The sequence below is a fragment of the Rhodococcus sp. 05-2255-3B1 genome, assembly GCF_002258545.1.
Lineage (GTDB): Bacteria > Actinomycetota > Actinomycetes > Mycobacteriales > Mycobacteriaceae > Rhodococcoides.
In genome coordinates, this window is record NZ_NOZC01000004.1 from 105,925 (window position 1) to 124,095 (window position 18,171).

The following is an 18,171-nucleotide window of genomic DNA, read 5'->3' on the forward strand; positions in this document are numbered from 1 at the left end:
TTCATGAAGAAGCCGCATCGGGTCAGGCCGGTCGTCGTTCCGGTTCTGATCGCACTGCTGATCACCCTGCTGGGATCGCTGCTCGGTCCCGCTATGGCATCCGCACAACCCGCCCCGCCTGCACAGAACTATTCGATCGCGACCGACACCACGTTCGCACCGTTCGAATTCCAGGACGAGAGCGGCAAACTCGTCGGAATCGACATGGACCTACTCGCCGCGATCTCGGTGGATCAGGGCTTCGACTACACCGTCGAGCAGGTCGGTTTCGATACCGCACTCCAGGGCGTCACCAGCGGCCAGTTCAACGGAATGATCGCCGGCATGTCGATCACCGACGAACGCAAGGCCACTTTCGACTTCTCCGAGCCGTACTTCGATTCCGGTGTCCAGATGGCGATTCTGGATTCCAACGACGAGATCAAGGGCTACGAGGATCTGCGCGGCAAGTCCGTCGCAGTCAAGAACGGCACCGAGGGCGCGACCTTCGCAGCGTCGATCGCAGATCAGTACGGCTTCACCATCCGGAGCTTCGACGACTCGGCAACGATGTTCGAGGAAGTGCGCACCGGTAACTCCGCGGCCGCCTTCGAGGACTACCCGGTGCTCGCCTACGGCATCACCCAGGGCAACGGATTCAAGACCGTCACCGAGAAAGAAGCCGGTGCCAGTTACGGATTCGCCGTCGCCAAGGGCACCAACGCCCAGTTGCTCGAACAGTTCAACACCGGCCTCGAGAACCTGCGCGCCAACGGCCAGTACGACCAGATTCTCGACACCTACCTCAACGCCGATGCCTCCACCGCCGACACGTCCATCCCCGGTCTGATCGCCAGCAGCTGGCAGTTGCTGCTCAAGGGCCTGTGGCTGACCATCGTGCTGACCGTCATCTCCATCGCCATCGCGCTGGTACTCGGCGCGATCTTCGGCCTGTTCCGCGTCTCGACCAACATCGTGCTCCGCGGCATCGGCACCACCTACGTCGACATCTTCCGTGGCACACCGCTTCTGGTGCAGGCATTCTTCATCTACTTCGGTGTCCCCGCGGCGCTGAACTTCCAGATGTCGGCGTTCACCGCGGGCATCATCACGCTCTCGCTCAACGCCGGTGCCTACATGGCCGAGATCGTCCGCGGTGGCATTCTCGCCGTCGACAAGGGCCAGATGGAAGCGTCCCGGAGCCTCGGCATCAGTTACCTCAAGTCGATGCGAAAAGTGGTGATGCCACAGGCAATTCGCACGATGATCCCGTCGTACATCAATCAGTTCGTCATCACGCTCAAGGACACGTCACTGCTCTCGGTCATCGGCCTCGCCGAACTGACACAGACCGGTCGTCTGATCATCGCCCGCAACTTCGAGTCGTTCAACATGTGGCTCATCGTCGGCGTTCTGTACTTCATCATCATCATGGCTCTCACCAAGCTGTCGAACCGGCTCGAGAAGAGGATCAACAAATGAGCACCGACCTGACCAAAGACCTGCCGGTCGACAGCGGTTCCGGAACCAAGATCTCCATCAAGGGTCTGCAGAAGGCGTTCGGCGACAACACGGTCCTCAAGGGCATCGACGCCGAGATCGCCAACGGTGAAGTGGTGTGCGTGATCGGGCCATCCGGCTCGGGCAAGAGCACGTTCCTGCGTTGCCTCAACAAGCTCGAAGACATCACTGCCGGATCGGTCGTCGTCGACGGCACCGACCTGACCGCGAAGAACGTCGACCTGGACAAGGTGCGCCAGAACATCGGCATGGTGTTCCAGCACTTCAACCTCTTCCCCCACATGACCGCGCTCGAGAACGTCATGCTCGCGCCCGTCGAGACGAAGAAGATGTCGAAGTCGCAGGCCAAGGACGCGGCCCGGAAGCTGCTCGAACAGGTGGGCCTGTCCGAGCGTGCGGACTACAAACCCGCCAACCTCTCCGGCGGGCAGAAGCAGCGCGTCGCCATCGCCCGAGCGTTGGCCATGAGCCCGTCGATCATGCTGTTCGACGAGGCCACCAGTGCTCTCGACCCAGAAATGGTCGGCGAAGTCCTGCAGGTGTTGCGAGACCTCGCGCAGGGCGGCATGACGATGGTGGTCGTGACCCACGAAATGGGATTCGCACGCGAGGTCGCGGATCGCGTGATCTTCATGGCCGAGGGCGTCATCGTCGAGGAGGGAACCCCCGACGAATTGTTCGGTAACCCGCAGAACCCTCGCACCCAAGACTTCCTGAACAAGGTCCTCTAGCCCCGCTCCCCGGTTGCGTCAATGGACCACTGCCGCGCTCAGACGTGTGCAATGGTCCATTCACGCAGCAGCGGGGTCGGCATGAATGGACCATTCCCGCGCTCAGACGTGTGCAATGGTCCATTCACGCAGCAGCGGGGTCGGCATACGCGAAGCAGCGTCAGGTGGCGTCGGCGTCGATGGGTGGGGTGTCGCCTGCGGACAGCTTCGGCTCGTTCTTGCTCATCGACACCCCACCCTGTGATGTGTTGATCTGGGGCGTCGGGCCGCCCGAGCTTTTCGGCTTGGCGTCGAAGGGCTTGCCCTTGAAGGTGTCCTCGAGTGGGTTCTTGAAGACCGAGTCGTCTCCGTCGAGCAGATGTTTGGTGATCACTGCCCGAGGGGTCATGCCGCGAAGTTGGTTGAGATCCGCCAGCGGCTTGCGGAGGTCCTCGAAGTCGGTGCCGAGTTCGTCCTTGAGCTGCTGGCTCGCGCCGTTGGCGTAGTCCTTGACCTGGCGGATCGACTTGGACACCCAGCTGATCGCGCCGGGGAGGCGATCGGGGCCGAGGATGACGAGAGCTGCTACGAGGAGAATGACGAGCTCTCCCCAACCGATGTTGCCGAACACGTCTGCCAGCCTACGTCGTCAGTCCGAAACCGGCGTGACGGACAGGTCCACCAGCCGCCCGGACCGAACGAGTTGCACGGGAACGGGCTCCCCGATCGTCGTGGCCTGCACGGCGACGACCAGTTCGTCGGCGTCGCCCACTGCTCGGTCACCGACCTTGGTGATGACATCTCCTTCGACGATTCCGGCCTGCTGGGCAGGACCGCCCGAGCGGACGTTCGCCACTTCCGCGCCGGCCGAGGTGTCGTTGATGACCGAGCGGGCATTGATTCCGATGTCGGGGTGCCGCATCACGCCGTCCCGGATCAGCGCCTGTGTCACCTCGAACACCTCGTCGACCGGAATCGCGAAGCCGAGGCCGACCGATCCGCCGCTCTCGCTGCGGATGGCGGAGTTGATGCCGATCACGCGGCCTTCGAAGTCGATGAGCGGGCCACCGGAGTTGCCGGGGTTGATGGCGGCGTCGGTCTGCACGGCATCGATGACGGCATTGGTGTCGGTGCCTTCACCCGACAGGGCGACGGGTCGGTCGAGCGCGCTGACGATGCCGGAGGTGACGGTCTTGTTCAATCCCAGCGGTGAGCCGACGGCGATCACGTCCTGCCCGACGCGAACGTCGGCGGAACGACCGAGCTCGGCCACGGTGAGGTTGCCGACGTCGGTCTTGAGGACGGCGAGGTCGGTCTTGATGTCTCGTCCGACGATGTCCGCGGGCACCTTGGTGCCGTCGGAGAAGGTCACTTCGAGGGTCGAGTTCTCCGGGTCGGATGCGGCCAGTGAGATCACGTGATTGTTCGTCACGATGTAGCCCTCACCTGCGATGACGACGCCCGAGCCGGTACCGCCGGTGTCGCCGAGCGTCACCTGGATCGACACCACGGAGGGCAGGACCGCGTCGGCGACCTTGCTGATCTGTCCGCGCGGGATGTCGTCGCCGCTGGATTGGGTCAGAGTCACTTTCTGGCTGGTCAACGCGCCGGTCACCTCGGCGGTGAGGCGACCGAACAACCCGCCGACCAATCCGATGACGAGTGCCAGAACACCGAGCACCACCAGAGCTCGGGCCGATACCGACCGCCCGAACAGCACGTCGCGCACACCGAGTTTGGTTCCCGGCGGCAGCACAGGAGGGGGCGGGGTGTCGAGCGCCGCGCTGCCGAGGGACACCCGAGCGGTGGGGTCGCGCCACGGATCTGCCGGAGCCGACGGAGCGGCGTCGTTGTCGTCCTCGGCGTTCGGGTCGCGCTGCAGCGATTCTGTGGCATCGTCCGGGCGTCCGAACGCCTCGGCGAGGATGGGATCGGGTGGACGCACCGACACACGTGAGGGAAGTTCCTCACCGGGCCTACGAGGAGAGAACGAACCGTCCACGTCGTCGGGACGTCCGAACACCGAAGCAGACACCGGATCGACGGAAGGTCGATACACCGGACGAGGTGGCAACCGCGGACCTTCCGGTCCCGCCGAGCCGATGCCGTCGGGCTCGATCTCCGATGGGTCGGTGCCTGCGGCCTCGGTGCTGGTCGAATTCGATGTCACGCGTCCGGTTACCCCTCGCATACGTCGGTGTGAGAGTTCAGTATCACTCGAGCGGTCGGCGCGGCTCGATGCAGGTGAGAAGTCGTGGGGCAGATGTCGATGCGATCAGCGTCGGCGACGGCGGACGTCGGCGACAGCGGACATGAACGTTCTCTTGGTGTGGGTCGGCCGATCCTCGCCCGCGCAGGACGGTATCTGACTGAGCAGGCCGAGCAAGGAGTGTGGCATCGACATCTCCCCTGCTCCACGCAGTGCCTTGCGCGCCTGCTGCTGGGCCTCGACCTCGGCGGCGCACTCGGGGCATTCGGACAGGTGGTCTGCTGCGCGGAGATATGCGGGCATTCGCAATTCGCCATCGACGTACGCCGCGATGGCCTCACTGGCCAGATGTTCGGTGGAGCTGAATCGCTTCGGCTTGCGCGCCTGCGTCATCCAACCCTCCTCGTAGCTAGTGGACACTTGCGTGACCGGAGTCGACCTTCCCGTGCACTCGAAGGTACTCGCGTAGCGCCTGGCGTCCACGGTGAATGCGACTGCGAACAGTTCCGAGCTTGACGCCCAGTGTCGCACCGATCTCCTCGTACGACAGTCCTTCGATGTCGCACAGCACGATTGCGGCACGGAACTCCGGTGCCAGCGAGTCGAGCGCGGACTGCAGATCGGGGTCCAGGCGTGCGTCGTGGTAGATCTGCTCGGGGTTGGGTCGGTCCGAGGGAACGCGGTCGTAGTCCTCGGGGAGCGCCTCCATACGGATGCGGCTGCGACGACGAACCATGTCCAGGAACAGGTTGGTGGTGATGCGGTGCAGCCACCCCTCGAAGGTGCCCGGCTGGTAATTCGACAGGGAGCGGAACACGCGAATGAAGGTGTCCTGCGTCAGGTCCTCGGCGTCCTGGGCGTTGCCGGACAGGCGGTAGGCCAGTCGGTAGACACGGTCGCCGTGTTCGCGAACCAGTTCGTCCCAGGACGGCATGGTGGAGTTCTCGCCGGTCGCATCGAACACTGCGGTGCCGCTGAGATCGTCGGGTGCGGGTACGGACTCGGGTAGACGCGCGCTGTCGCGATCGCCGTTGATCTTGTAAATAGTTGGATCCTCCTGCTCAGGACTGCGTACGTCCTTCTGATTCAACCGACGACTACCCTCGGATGTTCCAGCTCACACTTCGCAATCGAGATGGACCTTCGACTCCTGCACAGCCTGACGGACCCGCGTGTGGGTCCGGTATGAAACAGCTGAGGCGCACCTGAGAATGTGTGCGTGAGAATGTGCCCTTGGCACGATAGCCTCGGGGCGTGCCGACCAACGCCGAGAAGATGCTCGCCTACGCCGAAGACTCCGCTCAGGAGGACGAGGTTCTGATCGCAGCCAGAGAGCGAGCCGTCGACCTGGGTGCCGCACCGGTACCGCCGTCGGTCGGAGCGATTCTGTCCATCTTCACCCAGATGCTCGGTGCGAAGACTGTCGTCGAAATCGGTACCGGCGCTGGAATCAGCGGTCTGTGGTTGCTCGACGGGATGCGCGTGGACGGTGTGCTCACCACCATCGACACCGAGCCGGAGCACCAGCGTGCAGCCCGAGAAGCGTTCCGCGCGGGCGGAATTGCGCCCTCGCGCACCCGGCTGATCAACGGCTGGGCGCTCGATGTGCTCCCCCGGTTGGCCGACGACACCTACGATCTGGTCTTCATCGATGCCAGTCCGGCCGACCATCCGCACTTCGTCGCCGAGAGTGTTCGACTCCTGCGACCCGGTGGAGTTCTGGTGCTGCACAACGCGTTATTGGGTGGGCGAGTCGCCGACCCGACTCAGCGCGACGCCACCGCGGTTGCCGTTCGATCCGCCGCCCGGGCCATCGCCGAGGACGAGCGTCTGACGACGGTGCTGCTGCCTCTGGGCGACGGGTTGATCTGCGCGTCGCGAGCGTAAGCATGTGAGTGGTTCTTCGTAGCAGACTACGAAGAACCACTCACATGCCGCAGGCTCTAGATCCAGACGCCCTTGCCGACGGAGACGACTCCCCCGGCGCTGACGTTGAAGCGTTCGCGGTCGCGTTCGTGATCGACACCGATGATCTCGCCGTCACCGACGACGACGTTCTTGTCCAGGATCGCGTGCCGCACCACCGCACCCTTGCCGATTCGGACGCCGGGCATCAGGACGCTGCCCTCGACGGTCGCACCACTGTCGATCATCACGTTGGAGCTGAGCACCGAGTTGCGGACGGTGGCCGCGGACAGGATGCAGCCGGCACCGACGACCGACTCCTGAGCCAAGCCGCCCTGGACGAACTTGGCGGGCGGCAGGTTCTCGGCCGATCCGCGGATGGGCCAGCGACGGTTGTAGAGGTTGAAGATGGGATGCACCGACACGAGGTCCATGTGGGCGTCGTAGAACGCGTCGATGGTGCCGACGTCTCGCCAGTATCCGCGGTCGCGTTCGGTGGCACCGGGAACGACGTTGTCGTTGAAGTCGTAGACCGAGGCGACGCCCGCTTCGACGAGTGCCGGAATGATGTCGCCACCCATGTCGTGGTCGGAGTCGACGTTCTCGGAGTCGGCCTTGATGGCGTCGACGAGCACCTTGGTGGTGAACACGTAGTTGCCCATCGAGGCGTAGGTGACGTCGGGATCGTCGGGGGTCCCGGGCGGCTGCGCCGGCTTCTCGAGGAACTGGGTGATCTTGCCGTTCTCGTCCGAGTCGATGCATCCGAACGCGAATGCCTCGCTACGCGGAACCCGGATGCCCGCGACGGTGACGCCGGCACCGGAGTCGATGTGCTGCTGCACCATCTGCTCCGGGTCCATCCGGTACACGTGGTCGGCTCCGAAGACCACGATGTACTCCGGGTCCTCGTCGTACACCAGGTTCAGCGACTGGAAGATGGCGTCGGCGCTGCCGGTGTACCACCGGGGCCCGAGACGCTGCTGTGCCGGGACCGGAGTGATGTACTCCCCGGCGAAACCGGACAGTCGCCATGTCTGCGAGATGTGGCGGTCCAGTGAATGGGACTTGTACTGGGTGAGCACGCAGAGCCGGAGGTAGCCGGCGTTGACGAGATTGCTCAGTACGAAGTCGATGAGTCGGTAGGCGCCCCCGAAGGGCACGGCTGGCTTGGCTCGGTCCGCGGTCATCGGGTAAAGGCGCTTACCCTCACCGCCGGCAAGCACAATCCCTAGTACGTGCGGTTGTGTCCTCACCCACTCAACCTATCCGCACCGAGAGAACCTTGCTAGCAGTACACGCACAACTGCTGGGGAATGTAGGTTCGTTCACGTGCGCGTAGCAATGATGACCAAGGAATATCCCCCGGAGATCTACGGTGGCGCAGGAGTCCATGTCACGGAGTTGACCGCGCAGCTGAAATCGCTGTGCGACGTGGACATCCACTGCATGGGCGCGCCGCGCGACACCGCGCAGGTACACGACCCCGATCCCGCACTCGCCGGAGCGAACGCCGCGTTGACGACGCTGTCGGCCGAGCTGCGGATGGCCAACGCCGCCGCCGACGCCGACGTGGTGCACTCACACACCTGGTACACCGGCCTCGCGGGCCATCTCGCCGCCGAGTTGTACGACGTTCCGCACATCCTCACCGCACACTCACTCGAACCACGGCGGCCGTGGAAGGCCGAGCAGCTCGGCGGCGGCTACCGCATCTCGTCGTGGTCCGAGCGCAATGCCGTGGAATACGCAGACGCGGTCATCGCCGTCAGCGAGGGCATGGCCAAAGACGTGCTCGACGCGTACCCGCGGCTCGATCCGAGCCGGGTTCATGTGGTGCGCAACGGAATCGACACGCAGCGGTGGTTCGCCGACCAGGGCACCGCAACTCTGGACGAGATCGGCGTCGATCGAAGCAAGCCGATCGTCGCGTTCGTCGGCCGCATCACCAGGCAGAAGGGTGTGGGCCACCTGATCGCTGCCGCCCACCACTTCGACCCGTCGATCCAGCTCGTCCTGTGCGCTGGTGCCCCCGACACTCCGGAGATCGCCGCGGAAACCGAGCGGGCCGTGGCCCTGCTCGCCGAGCAGCGCGGCGGTGTGTTCTGGGTCAAGGACATGCTGCCCACCGACAAGATTCGCGAGATCCTCACTGCAGCAGCCGTCTTCGTCTGCCCCTCGGTGTACGAGCCACTGGGCATCGTCAACCTCGAGGCGATGGCCTGCGAAACTGCTGTGGTGGCATCGGATGTCGGCGGCATTCCCGAGGTCGTCGACGAGGGCCGCACCGGACGCCTGGTGCACTACAACTCCTACGAACCCGATGCCTTCGAGCGGAACCTGGCCGAGACCGTCAACGAGGTCGCCCTCGATCCCGCGCTCGCGGCAGCGATGGGCAAGGCGGGTCGAGAGCGGGCCGTCGCCGAGTTCTCCTGGGCGTCGATCGCGAAGCAGACTCTCGCCGTCTACAACGACGCTCTGGCGCGCCGCCGCTGATCAGGACGACTCAGCGATTCGTCTTGCGATAGGTCGACACCGTCACCGACGCGGTGACCTCGGTGGTGTCCGGTAGCTGCGTCAGCGCCGCAGCCCGCGCCTCGGGGTCACCGTGACGCGCCGACGGGCCCATGCCGATCAAAGCCTCGATGTCGTTGTGCGAGAGCATCATCGGATACTCCAGCGGAGATTCCGTGACCGGTTCGAACAGACCGGACAACGATTCGCTCAGGCGGCGGGGCTTGTCCTCGTCGACACCGATGAGTCCCAGCGGCCCCCGCAGCTCGCGCTGATGCCGCGTCGTGGGCGTGACGACCACCAACACGCCGTCGTCGACGAGTACCCGATTCAGTTCTCCGGCGTTGCGCGGAGCGAAGACGCACGTCACCGCGGACAGGGCACCCGACCGCACCGGAAGTCCGCTCCAGATGTCGGCGACCACGGACCCCAGGCGGGGATGGGACCGGGCAGCGCGCCTGGCCGCGAACTTCGACACGTCGACGCCCATCCCCCGAGCCTCGGGGTGGTCGTCGAGAACAGCCGCGAGATAGTGACCGGTTCCCACCCCGACGTCGAGCACCACCTCGCTGTCCACCGGGACCCCCGCAGACACTGCTCGGGCGATCGGGTCGAAGTGCCCCTCCCCCAGGAACGCATCGCGCGCGGCGATCATCTCGGCCGAATCGCCGGTGAACTTGCCGCCGTCACCGGTCAGCAGACTGACGTACCCCTGCCGAGCGACATCGAACGAGTGCCCTCGATCGCACCACAGCGCCCGATCCGTGTCGCCGACACCGAGCCCGGAGTCGACCTCGCGTGCTCGGCAATGCGGACACAGCAGCACGTCCACGACGTCGGTCAGCATCGGACACCTCCTCCGTCACGACTCTGCCGGACGGCACAGTCGTGAACACAACACAAAGCCCCGCTTGCCGTCACGGCGAGCGGGGCTGAGCGATGATCGATCGACAGAACGGTCAGCCGGTGACACCCTTCAATTCGTCACCGAGCGCCGCGGCCTCGTCGGGGGTCAATTCGACGACCAATCGGCCGCCCCCCTCGAGCGGGACGCGCATGACGATTCCTCGTCCCTCTTTGGTTGCTTCGAGGGGACCGTCCCCGGTCCGGGGCTTCATCGCCGCCATCCTCTGCTCCCTCCAGATCTGCGCCCACCAGCTCGGCGCCTAGGCCAAAAAGACAATTTCGTCGCGGGGCGACGGGTGTTGTCCCCTATTCTTCCCTATCGTCGTCGATACCGGGAACCGGAGTCGGTATTGACGACCTGCACCCAACACCCCGACAGGTGATCGTCGACCATTCCGGTGGCCTGCATCAAGGCGTAGGCAGTTGTCGGACCGACGAACCGTAGGCCCCGCCGCTTGAGCTCCTTGGCCAGAGCGGTGGACTCCGGAGTCGAGGCGGGCACATCGGAGAACTCGGTCAGGCGCGCCGGCCTGGGTTTCGGAGCGAACGACCAGAGCAGGGTGTCGAGGTCGGTGTCGTCGAAATCGACGATGGCGCGCGCGTTGCTCACCGCAGCGTCGATCTTGAGCCTGTTGCGCACGATGGACGCGTCGTTCATCAACCGTTCGACATCGGCGTCGCCGAACCGGGCCACCAGCTCCGGATCGAATCCGGCGAATGCCGTGCGGAAGCTGTCGCGTTTGCGCAGGATCGTGATCCACGACAGGCCCGATTGGAACGCTTCGAGACAGAGCCGCTCGTAGAGCTCGTTGCGGCCGTGGAGCGGCTGTCCCCATTCGAGATCGTGGTAGTTCCGGTACAGGTCGTCGTCGGTGGCACCCCAGGGACAGCGCAGTCGGCCGTCCGGTCCGGCGACAGCGCTCATCGCTCGTCCGGCTCATCCGGGGACGGGGCGACCGTCTCCTGTGCCTGCTGCGCAGCCGACAGTCGCGAACGGAGCATGTCGATCTCGCCGCCCAGTCGCTCCAACGCCCAGTCGACCTCGCTGGGCTTGTAGCCGCGCAGGCTCTGCTGAAATTTCAGCGCGTGCACGTCGGCACCGGTGACGCCTTCCGCCGGCAGAACGGTCGCGGTGGTTCCCTCGGGCAGCGGGCCCAGTTCCTCACCGCGACCGAACACCGCTGACGCCACGAAGAACAATGCAGCGGCGACGACGGCAATGACGACGACGTAGATCAGCAGCGTCAACATGCCACGATCTTGTCACGACCGCCCGACACGCTACTTCAGCGAGTTCATCGCCGGTCGGTCCAGCAACGACACCTCGGTGGAGAACGGCTCGAACGAGTCGCCGTCGACTCGGAACTGCATCAGACCGGCACCGGAATCGACCATCCCGCACCGATTGAGCATCGTCCCGACGATCTGTCTGCTCATGGCCCCGAGTTCGACCAGCGGGCGGTTGCGGTGCTTGCGCACACCCAGATTCACCTGGCCGATCGCCCGCAGTCCGAGCCTGTCGTAGGTATCGAGCAGCAGCCCGATCTCCACTCCGTAGCCGGGTGCGAACGGCACCGCGGACAGAAGCTCACGCGTACCGGCATACTCACCGCCGAGGGGCTGAATGACCCCGGTCAGCTCGGGCCGAAGGGCAGCGAGCAGCGGCCTTGCCACGAGCTCGGTGACGCGTCCACCGCCGTTGGCGTCCTCGGTTCCACTGGTCCGTAACGGACGGCGGTAGTAGCCCTTGACGAGGTGGATGCCGTCGCCCATCAGCAGGGGGCCGAGCAACTTGGGCACGAACGCCGGATCGGGGTTGATCAGGTCGGAGTCGACGAACGCGATGAGATCACCGGTCGACGCGGCGACCGATCGCCACAGCACCTCGCCCTTGCCCGGTACCGGGTCCACGCCGGGTACCGCTTCTTCTCGGCTGATGACGCGTGCGCCGGCCGCTGTCGCGCGCACGGCCGTCTCGTCGGTGGAACCGGAATCCAACACGATCAGCTCGTCGACGAGGCCACCGAGCAACGGGTGGATCGTGTCGATGACAGCGGCGACCGTCTGTTCCTCGTTCAGTGCCGGCAGTACCACCGACACCGTTCGGCCCGCTTTGGCGGCCTCGAGCTCGGCAATGGTCCACTCCGGGGTGTCCCAGCTGTTGGTCTCGGACCACGCCCTGGTGACGTCCGTTCGATCTGCAAGCGTCATGCCAGACCCCTGACCGTCCGCGCCGGGGTTCTCAGTCCCTGGATCGCTGCCACCATGTCGACGACTCTTCTGGTCGACGCAACTTCGTGCACCCGGAACATTCGGGCTCCGCCTGCTGCGGCCAATGCTGTCGCTGCCAATGTTCCCTCCAACCGGTCGGCGAGCTCTACCCCTAGAGTCTCGCCTACGAAGTCCTTGTTGCTCAGCGCCATGAGCACAGGCCACCCGGTGTTTACAAGATCGTCCACGCGACGCAACAACTCGAGCCCGTGATAGGTGTTTTTCCCGAAATCGTGCGTCGGATCGATCAGAATCGAATCTTTTTTCACCCCCTCCGCAACGGCGTTCTCCGCGGCGGCGGTGACTTCGGTGATCACGTCGGCCACCACATCGGCGTACCGAACCCGATGCGGGCGAGTACGGGGCACCGCACCGCCGGTGTGCGAGCAGACGATGCCGACTCCTTCGGCGGCAGCGACGCGCACCAGCTCGGGGTCGGCCCCGGCCCACGTGTCGTTGATCAGATCCGCTCCGACACCGCAGGCCAGTCGAGCTACCTCGCTGCGCCAGGTGTCCACACTGATCAGCAGCTCCGGATACGCGTCCCGGATGGCCTCGACGAACGGAACGACACGGCGGATCTCCTCCTCGGCGTCGACGATGTCGCCGGGACCTGCTTTCACACCACCGATGTCGATCATGTCGGCACCCTCCGCGACAGCCCGGTGCACCGACGCCATCGCAGCGTCGTCGCTGAAATTCGCACCCCCGTCGTAGAACGAATCGGGGGTGCGATTGACGATGGCCATGACCAATGCGCGATCGTCGGCGACCGGTTTGCCGCAGAGGGTGCTCATGAAATCAATAGTGGCACGAGCGCATCTTTCGGGTGCTCAGCCCTTGGGAGCCTTGCCTGCGGCGACCTCGGCGACGTAGCCGTCGTACGCCTTCTCGTAGCCACCGGACTTGCCGCGCAGCACGTACAGGTCGCTGTCGCCGTCTTCCTCGTAGCCGAGCTTGCGCAGGGCCACCTTCTGACTCTTGAACGTCGACGTCTGCTCGAGGCTGTCGACGACCCTGACGAAGAGGGGCACCGCGTACGTGGGGAGCTTGTCGTAGAGGTGCGCGGCCGTGGACTTGCCGTCGAAGGTCTCGCCCTCGCGCAGCGTCACCGCAGCCATGCCTGCCTTGCCGTCGGTTCCCTCGATGTCGACGCCGTACACGACGGCACCGTCGATCGACGGATGCCCACCGAGCGCACCTTCGACCTGAGTGGTGGCTACGTTCTCACCCTTCCAACGGAAGGTGTCGCCGAGACGGTCGACGAATGCGACGTGCATCCAGCCCTGCTTACGAACCAGATCGCCGGTGTCGAACCACGCGTCGCCGTCCTTGAAGCCGTCGCGCACCAACTTCTTCTCGGTGGCCTTGTCGTCGGAGTAGCCGTCGAACGGTGCCCGGTCGGTCACCTTGGACAACAGCAGTCCGACCTCGCCGTTTCCGACCTTGCGGAGCTTGCCGTCCTGACCGCGCTTGGCCTTGCCGGACTCCTCGTCGTACTGGACGACGGCGTACGGGAGCGGGCAGATCCCGGCGGTCTTCTTCATGTTGAGGGCGTTGATGAACGCGATGTTGCACTCGCTTGCACCGTAGAACTCGGCGACGCGGGAGATGCCGAATCGTTCGGTGAACTCCTCCCAGATCTCCGGGCGCAGTCCGTTGCCGACGATCAGTTTCACCGAGTTGTCGCGGTCGGAGCTCTTCTTCGGCTGTGTCAGCAGGTAGCGGCACAGCTCGCCGATGTAGGTGAACGCGGTGGCCTTGTTGACCCGGATGTCGTCCCAGAAATTGCTCACCGAGAACTGCTTGCCGATGGCCATCGTCGCGCCGCCCGCGAGCACCGAGGACAGCGTCACCGTCAGCGCGTTGTTGTGGTAGAGCGGCAGGCAGCAGTAGATGACGTCGTTGCTGCGCAGCCGGACACCCATGTTGCCGAGACCGGACATGGACTTGAGCCAGCGGAAGTGGCTCATCAGGCTCGCCTTCGGCATGCCGGTGGTGCCCGAGGTGAAGATGTAGAACGCCTTCTCCTTGGCCTGGATCTCGGCGGTCACCTTCGGGTTGGCTGTCGACGCCGTCGCGGCGAGTTCGGCGAGTTTCTTCAGCGGCAGTACGGCACCGACCTTCGGCTCCCCGTCGAGCGAATCGAGCGCCTCCTGCGCGTTCTCGTCCAGTACGAGGACCTTCGCCTCGAGAATGCCCAGGCTGTGTTCGAGTACATCGCCGCGCTGGTTGTAGTTCAGCATTCCCGCGGTGGCGCCGAGTTTGACGGCGGCAAGTGCGGCGAACAGCGCCTCCGGACGGTTCTTGCTGAGGATGCCGACGACGTCGCCGCGCGTCACTCCGTGGTCTGCGAACACCGCGGCGTACTGGTTGACGAGCTCGTTCGCGTCCCGGTAGGTGATCGACTCACCCTCGAACCGCACGAACGGACGGTCGCTGTTCTTCGCGGCAGCATCCTGGAAGACCTGACCGATCGACGCCTTGTGGTCGGGTTTGCGGGTGAATCCTGCCAGGCCCTTGAGGAGACTGGGCACCTCCGTCACCATTTTCGGCAACGCGACCGCGAGGTCGGTCACTCCAATTTTCTGACGGGCATCGACAGCCATGTACTCCCCTTTGAAGACGATGTGAGATTTCTTACCCTACTTGAGAGTAACAACTTTGAGGAGCGCACTCGTCGGCCACGGTTGGTGACCTGTCACAACGTTGCACAGGCGTCCAGGGCAGCCTCGACCGACGCGGTTCTGATCAGGGCATCCACAGCGCGCTGCTGGACGAAGCCCGTGGCCAGCAGCCCGTCGATCCACTGCATCATGCCGTCGAAATGTCCGAATGGGTCGAGCATCACCATCGGCTTGCTGTGCATCCCGAGATAGCCCGCGGTCCACGTCTCGAACAGCTCCTCCAACGTCCCGATGCCACCCGGCAAGGTGATGAACGCGTCGGCGCGGTCCTCCATGATCTTCTTCCGCTCGCGCATGGTGTCGGTGACGATCAACTCGTCGGCATCGACATCGGCGAGCTCGCGATGCACGAGTGCTTTGGGGATCACGCCGACCGTGTTGCCGCCCGCAGCTCGCGTCGCCGCAGCAACGGCGCCCATCATCGACACGTTGCCGCCGCCCGAGACGAGCTGCCAGCCTCGTCGGCCGATCTCGGTGCCGACCTCGGCGGCGAGGTCGATGAAGGAGGAGTCGACGGGACCGGACGCGCAGTAGACGCAGACACTGATCGCGCGTTCGGTCGTGCCACGATCGCTCACTGCTGGGCCTCGCGGACGATCCGGACAGCCTCGTCGACGCTGTCGGTGCAGTGGATCAGTTCGAGGTCCTTCTCGGACACCTTGCCTTCTTTCACGAGAGTCGTCTTGATCCAATCGAGCAGTCCCGACCAGAAGTCCTTGCCCAGCAACACGATCGGGAACCTGGTGACCTTGGCCGTCTGCACCAGGGTCAGCGCCTCGAAGAGTTCGTCGAGAGTACCGAAGCCGCCGGGAAGGCACACGAACGCCTGCGAGTACTTCACGAACATGGTCTTGCGAACGAAGAAGTAGCGAAAATTGACGCCCAGATCGACCCATTCGTTGAGGCCCTGCTCGAACGGCAGCTCGATCCCGAGCCCGATCGAGTACCCGTCGGCCTCGCTCGCACCTCGGTTCGCCCCCTCCATCGCGCCCGGCCCACCACCGGTGATGACGGCGAAGCCCTCCTTCGCGAGAGCGGCTCCGAGCTGTCGGGCTCGGGCGTACTCGGGATGGTCGACGGGGGTGCGCGCCGAACCGAACACCGTCACGGCCTTGGGGACCTCGGCGAGTGCACCGAATCCCTCGACGAATTCGCTCTGGATTCGCAAGACTCGCCAGGTGTCGGAGTGAATCCAGTTCCCCGGTCCTCGCTCGTCGAGCAGGCGCTGATCCGAGGTGGAGGTCTCGGTGTTCCGGCCACGCCTAAGTACGACGGAACCCTTGTGCTTGGCCGGCTTCTCGCTGCTGTGCCACTCGAAACTGCTGTGTTCTTCGGAACTGCCGTGTTCCTCGGAACTACCTGGGTCCTGGTCGCTGTTCATGGCGTTCAGGCTATCCGGCAGTGAGGTAGCTCCGGAGAACCTGCGTGACGTGGGTGATCTGCTCGACGGGGACGCGTTCGTCGCGCTTGTGGGCGAGGTTGGGGTCGCCGGGTCCGTAGTTGACCGCCGGAATACCGAGCGCCGAGAACCGGGAGACGTCCGTCCAGCCGTACTTGGCGCGGAACTGTCCGCCCGCGGCTTCGATGAGCGCAGCCGCCGCAGGCTGGTTCAGTCCGGGAAGGGCACCCGGCGACGAGTCGGTGACCTCGAAGCCGAGATCCAGTCCCTCGACCACCTCACGAACGTGTTCGACGGCGTCGTCGACGCTGCGATCGGGTGCGAAGCGAAAGTTGACATCGAGCTCGGCCGCGTCGGGAACGACGTTGCCCGCGACCCCACCGGAGATCCGGACCGCTTGCAGCCCTTCCCGATACACGCAGCCGTCGATGTCGACGGTGCGTGCCCGATACGCCGCGAGCCGGTTCAGAACCGCGCCGAATTTGTGAATTGCATTGTCGCCCAACCAGGACCGGGCACTGTGAGCCCGTGTTCCCGACGCCGTCAACCGAACACGGAGTGTTCCTTGGCAACCGGCCTCGATGAACCCGCCGGACGGTTCGCCGAGGATCGCGACGTCGGCGACCAGCCATTCGGGAAGTTCGCGTTCGATGCGGCCCAGCCCGTTGCGGGCAGCCGCGATCTCCTCGCAGTCGTAGAACACCAGAGTGAGATCGTGCGCAGGATTGTCGATCGTCGCGGCGAGATGCAGGAACACTGCGTCGCCCGACTTCATGTCGACGGTTCCGCAGCCGTGCAGGATGTCACCTTCGGCGCTGTCGTGTTCCCGCCTCGACGGCACGTTGTCTGCGATGGGAACCGTGTCGAGGTGCCCGGCCAGCATCACGCGCGACCCGAGCCCGCGGTTGGTCCGGGCCAGCACGGCGTTGCCACTGCGGATGATCTCGAAGCCGGTGGTCTGGTCGCGGAGCGCCTGTTCCACCTCGTCCGCAATGCGCGATTCGTCCTCACTGACACTGGGGATGTCCACCAGCGCCGCGGTGAGGTCGATCGGGTCTGCATTCAGTTCGAGCGTCACGGGTGAAAACTCTAGGCCGTGGATCCCGGAATCTCGCGGACCACGCCGTCGAAGCCTGCCCCGAACAATCTTCCGTTCGAGAACCCCTGGTCGGAACGACCGTAGGCGACGACGCTGGTCAACCGAGTTCCGGTGCCGATGACGCACGTCGTCCCCGGCGCATCGATGCGGACGACGGAGCCGCCTGCATTCAGCGGTACCACCGGACGTCCGGCGTCGTCGAGGGTGAGCCCGTCCGGAGCTGCGAACGAGTCGAGTCCCGTCAGGTCGAGCACGCTTTCCGGTGCCGAGGGGTCGGCGAGCGGAATACGGCTGACGCCCGGGTTCACGAAGGTGCGCGAGACGTAGAGGTACCGATCGGCGGCGTCGAGCACTGCGCCGTTGGCACTGGGGAAGCTCGCCCACGCCGGGTCGACCGAACCATCGGGGCCGATCCGGCCGATGAGCGAGCCGAAGTCGTTGGTGGCGTACACCGTTCCGTCAGCAGCGACGGCGAGTCCGTTGGCTGCGCTCAGACCGGTTGCGAACGGGGTCACGGTCAGGGTGTTCACGTCGAGCCGCACGATCCCGGCGGCCTTGACGATGTCTCCGACGAAGACGCGAGGGTCGGCCCCGTAGCCGACCAGCAGGGTGCCGTCGGGCATCCAGGCCAGGGCACCACCGCCGCCGCTGGGAACCGTCGCGATGGGGTAGGCGGCCTGCCCCGGCGCGTCGATGCGAAACACCCGGCCGGAGACGATGTCGGTGACGTAGGCCCGGCCCGACGCGTCGACCGCCAGGCCTTCCAGAGCTGCACCCGGGATCCGTGCGACCACTGCCGACGGACCTCCTGCGCCGGCGCAGGAGGGATCGGCGACTGCAGTGCCGGACCCGACGACGACGCTCCCGGCCACCACCACCGTCGCAGCAGCGATCGCCGTGACGACCGAACGCACACGCGCGGACTTGCTCGAACCCATGACACTCCCAACCTCGGCGACCCCCTGTCAGCCGAT

Annotated in this window: 20 protein-coding genes; 4 read left to right on the top strand and 16 right to left on the bottom strand. The window is 65.1% G+C overall.

All coding sequences use genetic code 11. The annotated features are described in order from the left end of the window. The first annotated feature begins 3 nt into the window (after positions 1-3). A complete protein-coding gene (locus tag CH249_RS02645) occupies positions 4-1,461 on the top strand; it encodes an amino acid ABC transporter substrate-binding protein/permease (RefSeq protein ID WP_032394098.1) in 1,458 nt (485 codons plus the stop codon). Beyond that, complete coding sequence (locus tag CH249_RS02650; RefSeq protein ID WP_094682136.1) at positions 1,458-2,231, top strand: amino acid ABC transporter ATP-binding protein; 774 nt, start codon at positions 1,458-1,460, stop codon at positions 2,229-2,231. Before CH249_RS02645 ends, CH249_RS02650 begins: the two co-directional genes overlap by 4 nt. A gap of 160 nt (positions 2,232-2,391) precedes the next feature. Here the strand turns inward: CH249_RS02650 and tatB are convergent, their stop codons facing one another. The 4 genes from tatB to sigE all read right to left on the bottom strand — a co-directional run bounded on the left by tatB (position 2,392) and on the right by sigE (position 5,455). Next, the gene (gene tatB, locus CH249_RS02655; RefSeq protein WP_032394097.1) at positions 2,392-2,841 is read right to left on the bottom strand and encodes a Sec-independent protein translocase protein TatB; all 450 of its coding nucleotides are present in this window, start codon (positions 2,839-2,841) and stop codon (positions 2,392-2,394) included. Positions 2,842-2,859: 18 nt separating this feature from the next. After that, the gene (locus tag CH249_RS02660; RefSeq protein ID WP_373453488.1) at positions 2,860-4,401 is read right to left on the bottom strand and encodes a trypsin-like peptidase domain-containing protein; all 1,542 of its coding nucleotides are present in this window, start codon (positions 4,399-4,401) and stop codon (positions 2,860-2,862) included. An 84-nt stretch (positions 4,402-4,485) separates the two neighbouring features. Continuing rightward, a complete protein-coding gene (locus tag CH249_RS02665) occupies positions 4,486-4,812 on the bottom strand; it encodes an anti-sigma factor (RefSeq protein WP_032394231.1) in 327 nt (108 codons plus the stop codon). 16 nt (positions 4,813-4,828) lie between these two features. Next, a complete protein-coding gene (gene sigE, locus CH249_RS02670; protein ID WP_045201066.1) occupies positions 4,829-5,455 on the bottom strand; it encodes an RNA polymerase sigma factor SigE in 627 nt (208 codons plus the stop codon). A 239-nt stretch (positions 5,456-5,694) separates the two neighbouring features. Here sigE and CH249_RS02675 point away from each other — a divergent pair, with 239 nt between their 5' ends. Further along, positions 5,695-6,306 (top strand): O-methyltransferase, encoded by a 612-nt coding sequence (locus CH249_RS02675; RefSeq protein ID WP_032394230.1) that lies wholly within the window; start codon positions 5,695-5,697, stop codon positions 6,304-6,306. Positions 6,307-6,362: 56 nt separating this feature from the next. On the opposite strand, the gene glgC is transcribed toward CH249_RS02675, so the two are convergent. After that, positions 6,363-7,577 (bottom strand): glucose-1-phosphate adenylyltransferase, encoded by a 1,215-nt coding sequence (glgC, locus tag CH249_RS02680; RefSeq protein WP_032394095.1) that lies wholly within the window; start codon positions 7,575-7,577, stop codon positions 6,363-6,365. A 76-nt stretch (positions 7,578-7,653) separates the two neighbouring features. On the opposite strand from glgC, the gene glgA reads away from it, so the two are divergent. Continuing rightward, on the top strand, positions 7,654-8,817 hold the full coding sequence (gene glgA / locus CH249_RS02685) for a glycogen synthase (protein WP_032394094.1): 1,164 nt from the start codon (positions 7,654-7,656) through the stop codon (positions 8,815-8,817). Positions 8,818-8,827: 10 nt separating this feature from the next. Here glgA and CH249_RS02690 read toward each other — a convergent pair whose 3' ends face one another. From CH249_RS02690 to CH249_RS02740, 11 genes are all read right to left on the bottom strand, one after another. After that, the gene (locus tag CH249_RS02690) at positions 8,828-9,682 is read right to left on the bottom strand and encodes a methyltransferase domain-containing protein (protein ID WP_094682137.1); all 855 of its coding nucleotides are present in this window, start codon (positions 9,680-9,682) and stop codon (positions 8,828-8,830) included. A gap of 112 nt (positions 9,683-9,794) precedes the next feature. Beyond that, entirely contained in the window at positions 9,795-9,962 is a 168-nt protein-coding gene (locus CH249_RS02695) for a DUF3117 domain-containing protein (RefSeq protein WP_008714277.1), read from the bottom strand. 95 nt (positions 9,963-10,057) lie between these two features. Then, a complete protein-coding gene (locus CH249_RS02700) occupies positions 10,058-10,666 on the bottom strand; it encodes a DNA-3-methyladenine glycosylase I (RefSeq protein WP_032394092.1) in 609 nt (202 codons plus the stop codon). After that, positions 10,663-10,992, bottom strand: a complete 330-nt coding sequence (locus tag CH249_RS02705) for a DivIVA domain-containing protein (protein ID WP_032394091.1) — start codon at positions 10,990-10,992, stop codon at positions 10,663-10,665. The genes CH249_RS02700 and CH249_RS02705 overlap by 4 nt, the downstream gene beginning before the upstream one ends. Before the next feature lie 30 nt (positions 10,993-11,022). Then, positions 11,023-11,952, bottom strand: coding sequence for a glucosyl-3-phosphoglycerate synthase (locus tag CH249_RS02710; protein WP_032394090.1), 930 nt, complete (start codon positions 11,950-11,952; stop codon positions 11,023-11,025). After that, positions 11,949-12,809, bottom strand: a complete 861-nt coding sequence (gene folP / locus CH249_RS02715; RefSeq protein ID WP_032394089.1) for a dihydropteroate synthase — start codon at positions 12,807-12,809, stop codon at positions 11,949-11,951. Before folP ends, CH249_RS02710 begins: the two co-directional genes overlap by 4 nt. A 36-nt stretch (positions 12,810-12,845) precedes the next feature. After that, positions 12,846-14,621, bottom strand: a complete 1,776-nt coding sequence (locus tag CH249_RS02720; protein WP_094682138.1) for a long-chain-acyl-CoA synthetase — start codon at positions 14,619-14,621, stop codon at positions 12,846-12,848. A 92-nt stretch (positions 14,622-14,713) separates the two neighbouring features. Continuing rightward, complete coding sequence (locus tag CH249_RS02725; protein WP_179273061.1) at positions 14,714-15,277, bottom strand: TIGR00730 family Rossman fold protein; 564 nt, start codon at positions 15,275-15,277, stop codon at positions 14,714-14,716. Next, the gene (locus tag CH249_RS02730; protein WP_032394086.1) at positions 15,274-16,080 is read right to left on the bottom strand and encodes a TIGR00730 family Rossman fold protein; all 807 of its coding nucleotides are present in this window, start codon (positions 16,078-16,080) and stop codon (positions 15,274-15,276) included. Before CH249_RS02730 ends, CH249_RS02725 begins: the two co-directional genes overlap by 4 nt. A 10-nt stretch (positions 16,081-16,090) precedes the next feature. After that, complete coding sequence (gene dapE / locus CH249_RS02735; protein ID WP_094682139.1) at positions 16,091-17,176, bottom strand: succinyl-diaminopimelate desuccinylase; 1,086 nt, start codon at positions 17,174-17,176, stop codon at positions 16,091-16,093. 11 nt (positions 17,177-17,187) lie between these two features. Beyond that, on the bottom strand, positions 17,188-18,135 hold the full coding sequence (locus CH249_RS02740; RefSeq protein WP_094682140.1) for an SMP-30/gluconolactonase/LRE family protein: 948 nt from the start codon (positions 18,133-18,135) through the stop codon (positions 17,188-17,190). Positions 18,136-18,171 lie beyond the last annotated feature (36 nt).

What these genes read in the sequence shown, in the direction of transcription:
- CH249_RS02645 (WP_032394098.1), top strand. Translation starts at nt 4, where the DNA reads ATGAAGAAGCCGCATCGGGTCAGGCCGGTCGTCGTTCCGGTTCTGATC.
- CH249_RS02650 (WP_094682136.1), top strand. Translation starts at nt 1,458, where the DNA reads ATGAGCACCGACCTGACCAAAGACCTGCCGGTCGACAGCGGTTCCGGA.
- CH249_RS02660 (WP_373453488.1), bottom strand. Translation starts at nt 4,401, where the DNA reads ATGCGAGGGGTAACCGGACGCGTGACATCGAATTCGACCAGCACCGAG.
- CH249_RS02665 (WP_032394231.1), bottom strand. Translation starts at nt 4,812, where the DNA reads ATGACGCAGGCGCGCAAGCCGAAGCGATTCAGCTCCACCGAACATCTG.
- CH249_RS02675 (WP_032394230.1), top strand. Translation starts at nt 5,695, where the DNA reads ATGCTCGCCTACGCCGAAGACTCCGCTCAGGAGGACGAGGTTCTGATC.
- CH249_RS02690 (WP_094682137.1), bottom strand. Translation starts at nt 9,682, where the DNA reads ATGCTGACCGACGTCGTGGACGTGCTGCTGTGTCCGCATTGCCGAGCA.
- CH249_RS02695 (WP_008714277.1), bottom strand. Translation starts at nt 9,962, where the DNA reads ATGGCGGCGATGAAGCCCCGGACCGGGGACGGTCCCCTCGAAGCAACC.
- CH249_RS02700 (WP_032394092.1), bottom strand. Translation starts at nt 10,666, where the DNA reads ATGAGCGCTGTCGCCGGACCGGACGGCCGACTGCGCTGTCCCTGGGGT.
- CH249_RS02705 (WP_032394091.1), bottom strand. Translation starts at nt 10,992, where the DNA reads ATGTTGACGCTGCTGATCTACGTCGTCGTCATTGCCGTCGTCGCCGCT.
- CH249_RS02710 (WP_032394090.1), bottom strand. Translation starts at nt 11,952, where the DNA reads ATGACGCTTGCAGATCGAACGGACGTCACCAGGGCGTGGTCCGAGACC.
- folP (WP_032394089.1), bottom strand. Translation starts at nt 12,809, where the DNA reads ATGAGCACCCTCTGCGGCAAACCGGTCGCCGACGATCGCGCATTGGTC.
- CH249_RS02720 (WP_094682138.1), bottom strand. Translation starts at nt 14,621, where the DNA reads ATGGCTGTCGATGCCCGTCAGAAAATTGGAGTGACCGACCTCGCGGTC.
- CH249_RS02730 (WP_032394086.1), bottom strand. Translation starts at nt 16,080, where the DNA reads ATGAACAGCGACCAGGACCCAGGTAGTTCCGAGGAACACGGCAGTTCC.
- CH249_RS02740 (WP_094682140.1), bottom strand. Translation starts at nt 18,135, where the DNA reads ATGGGTTCGAGCAAGTCCGCGCGTGTGCGTTCGGTCGTCACGGCGATC.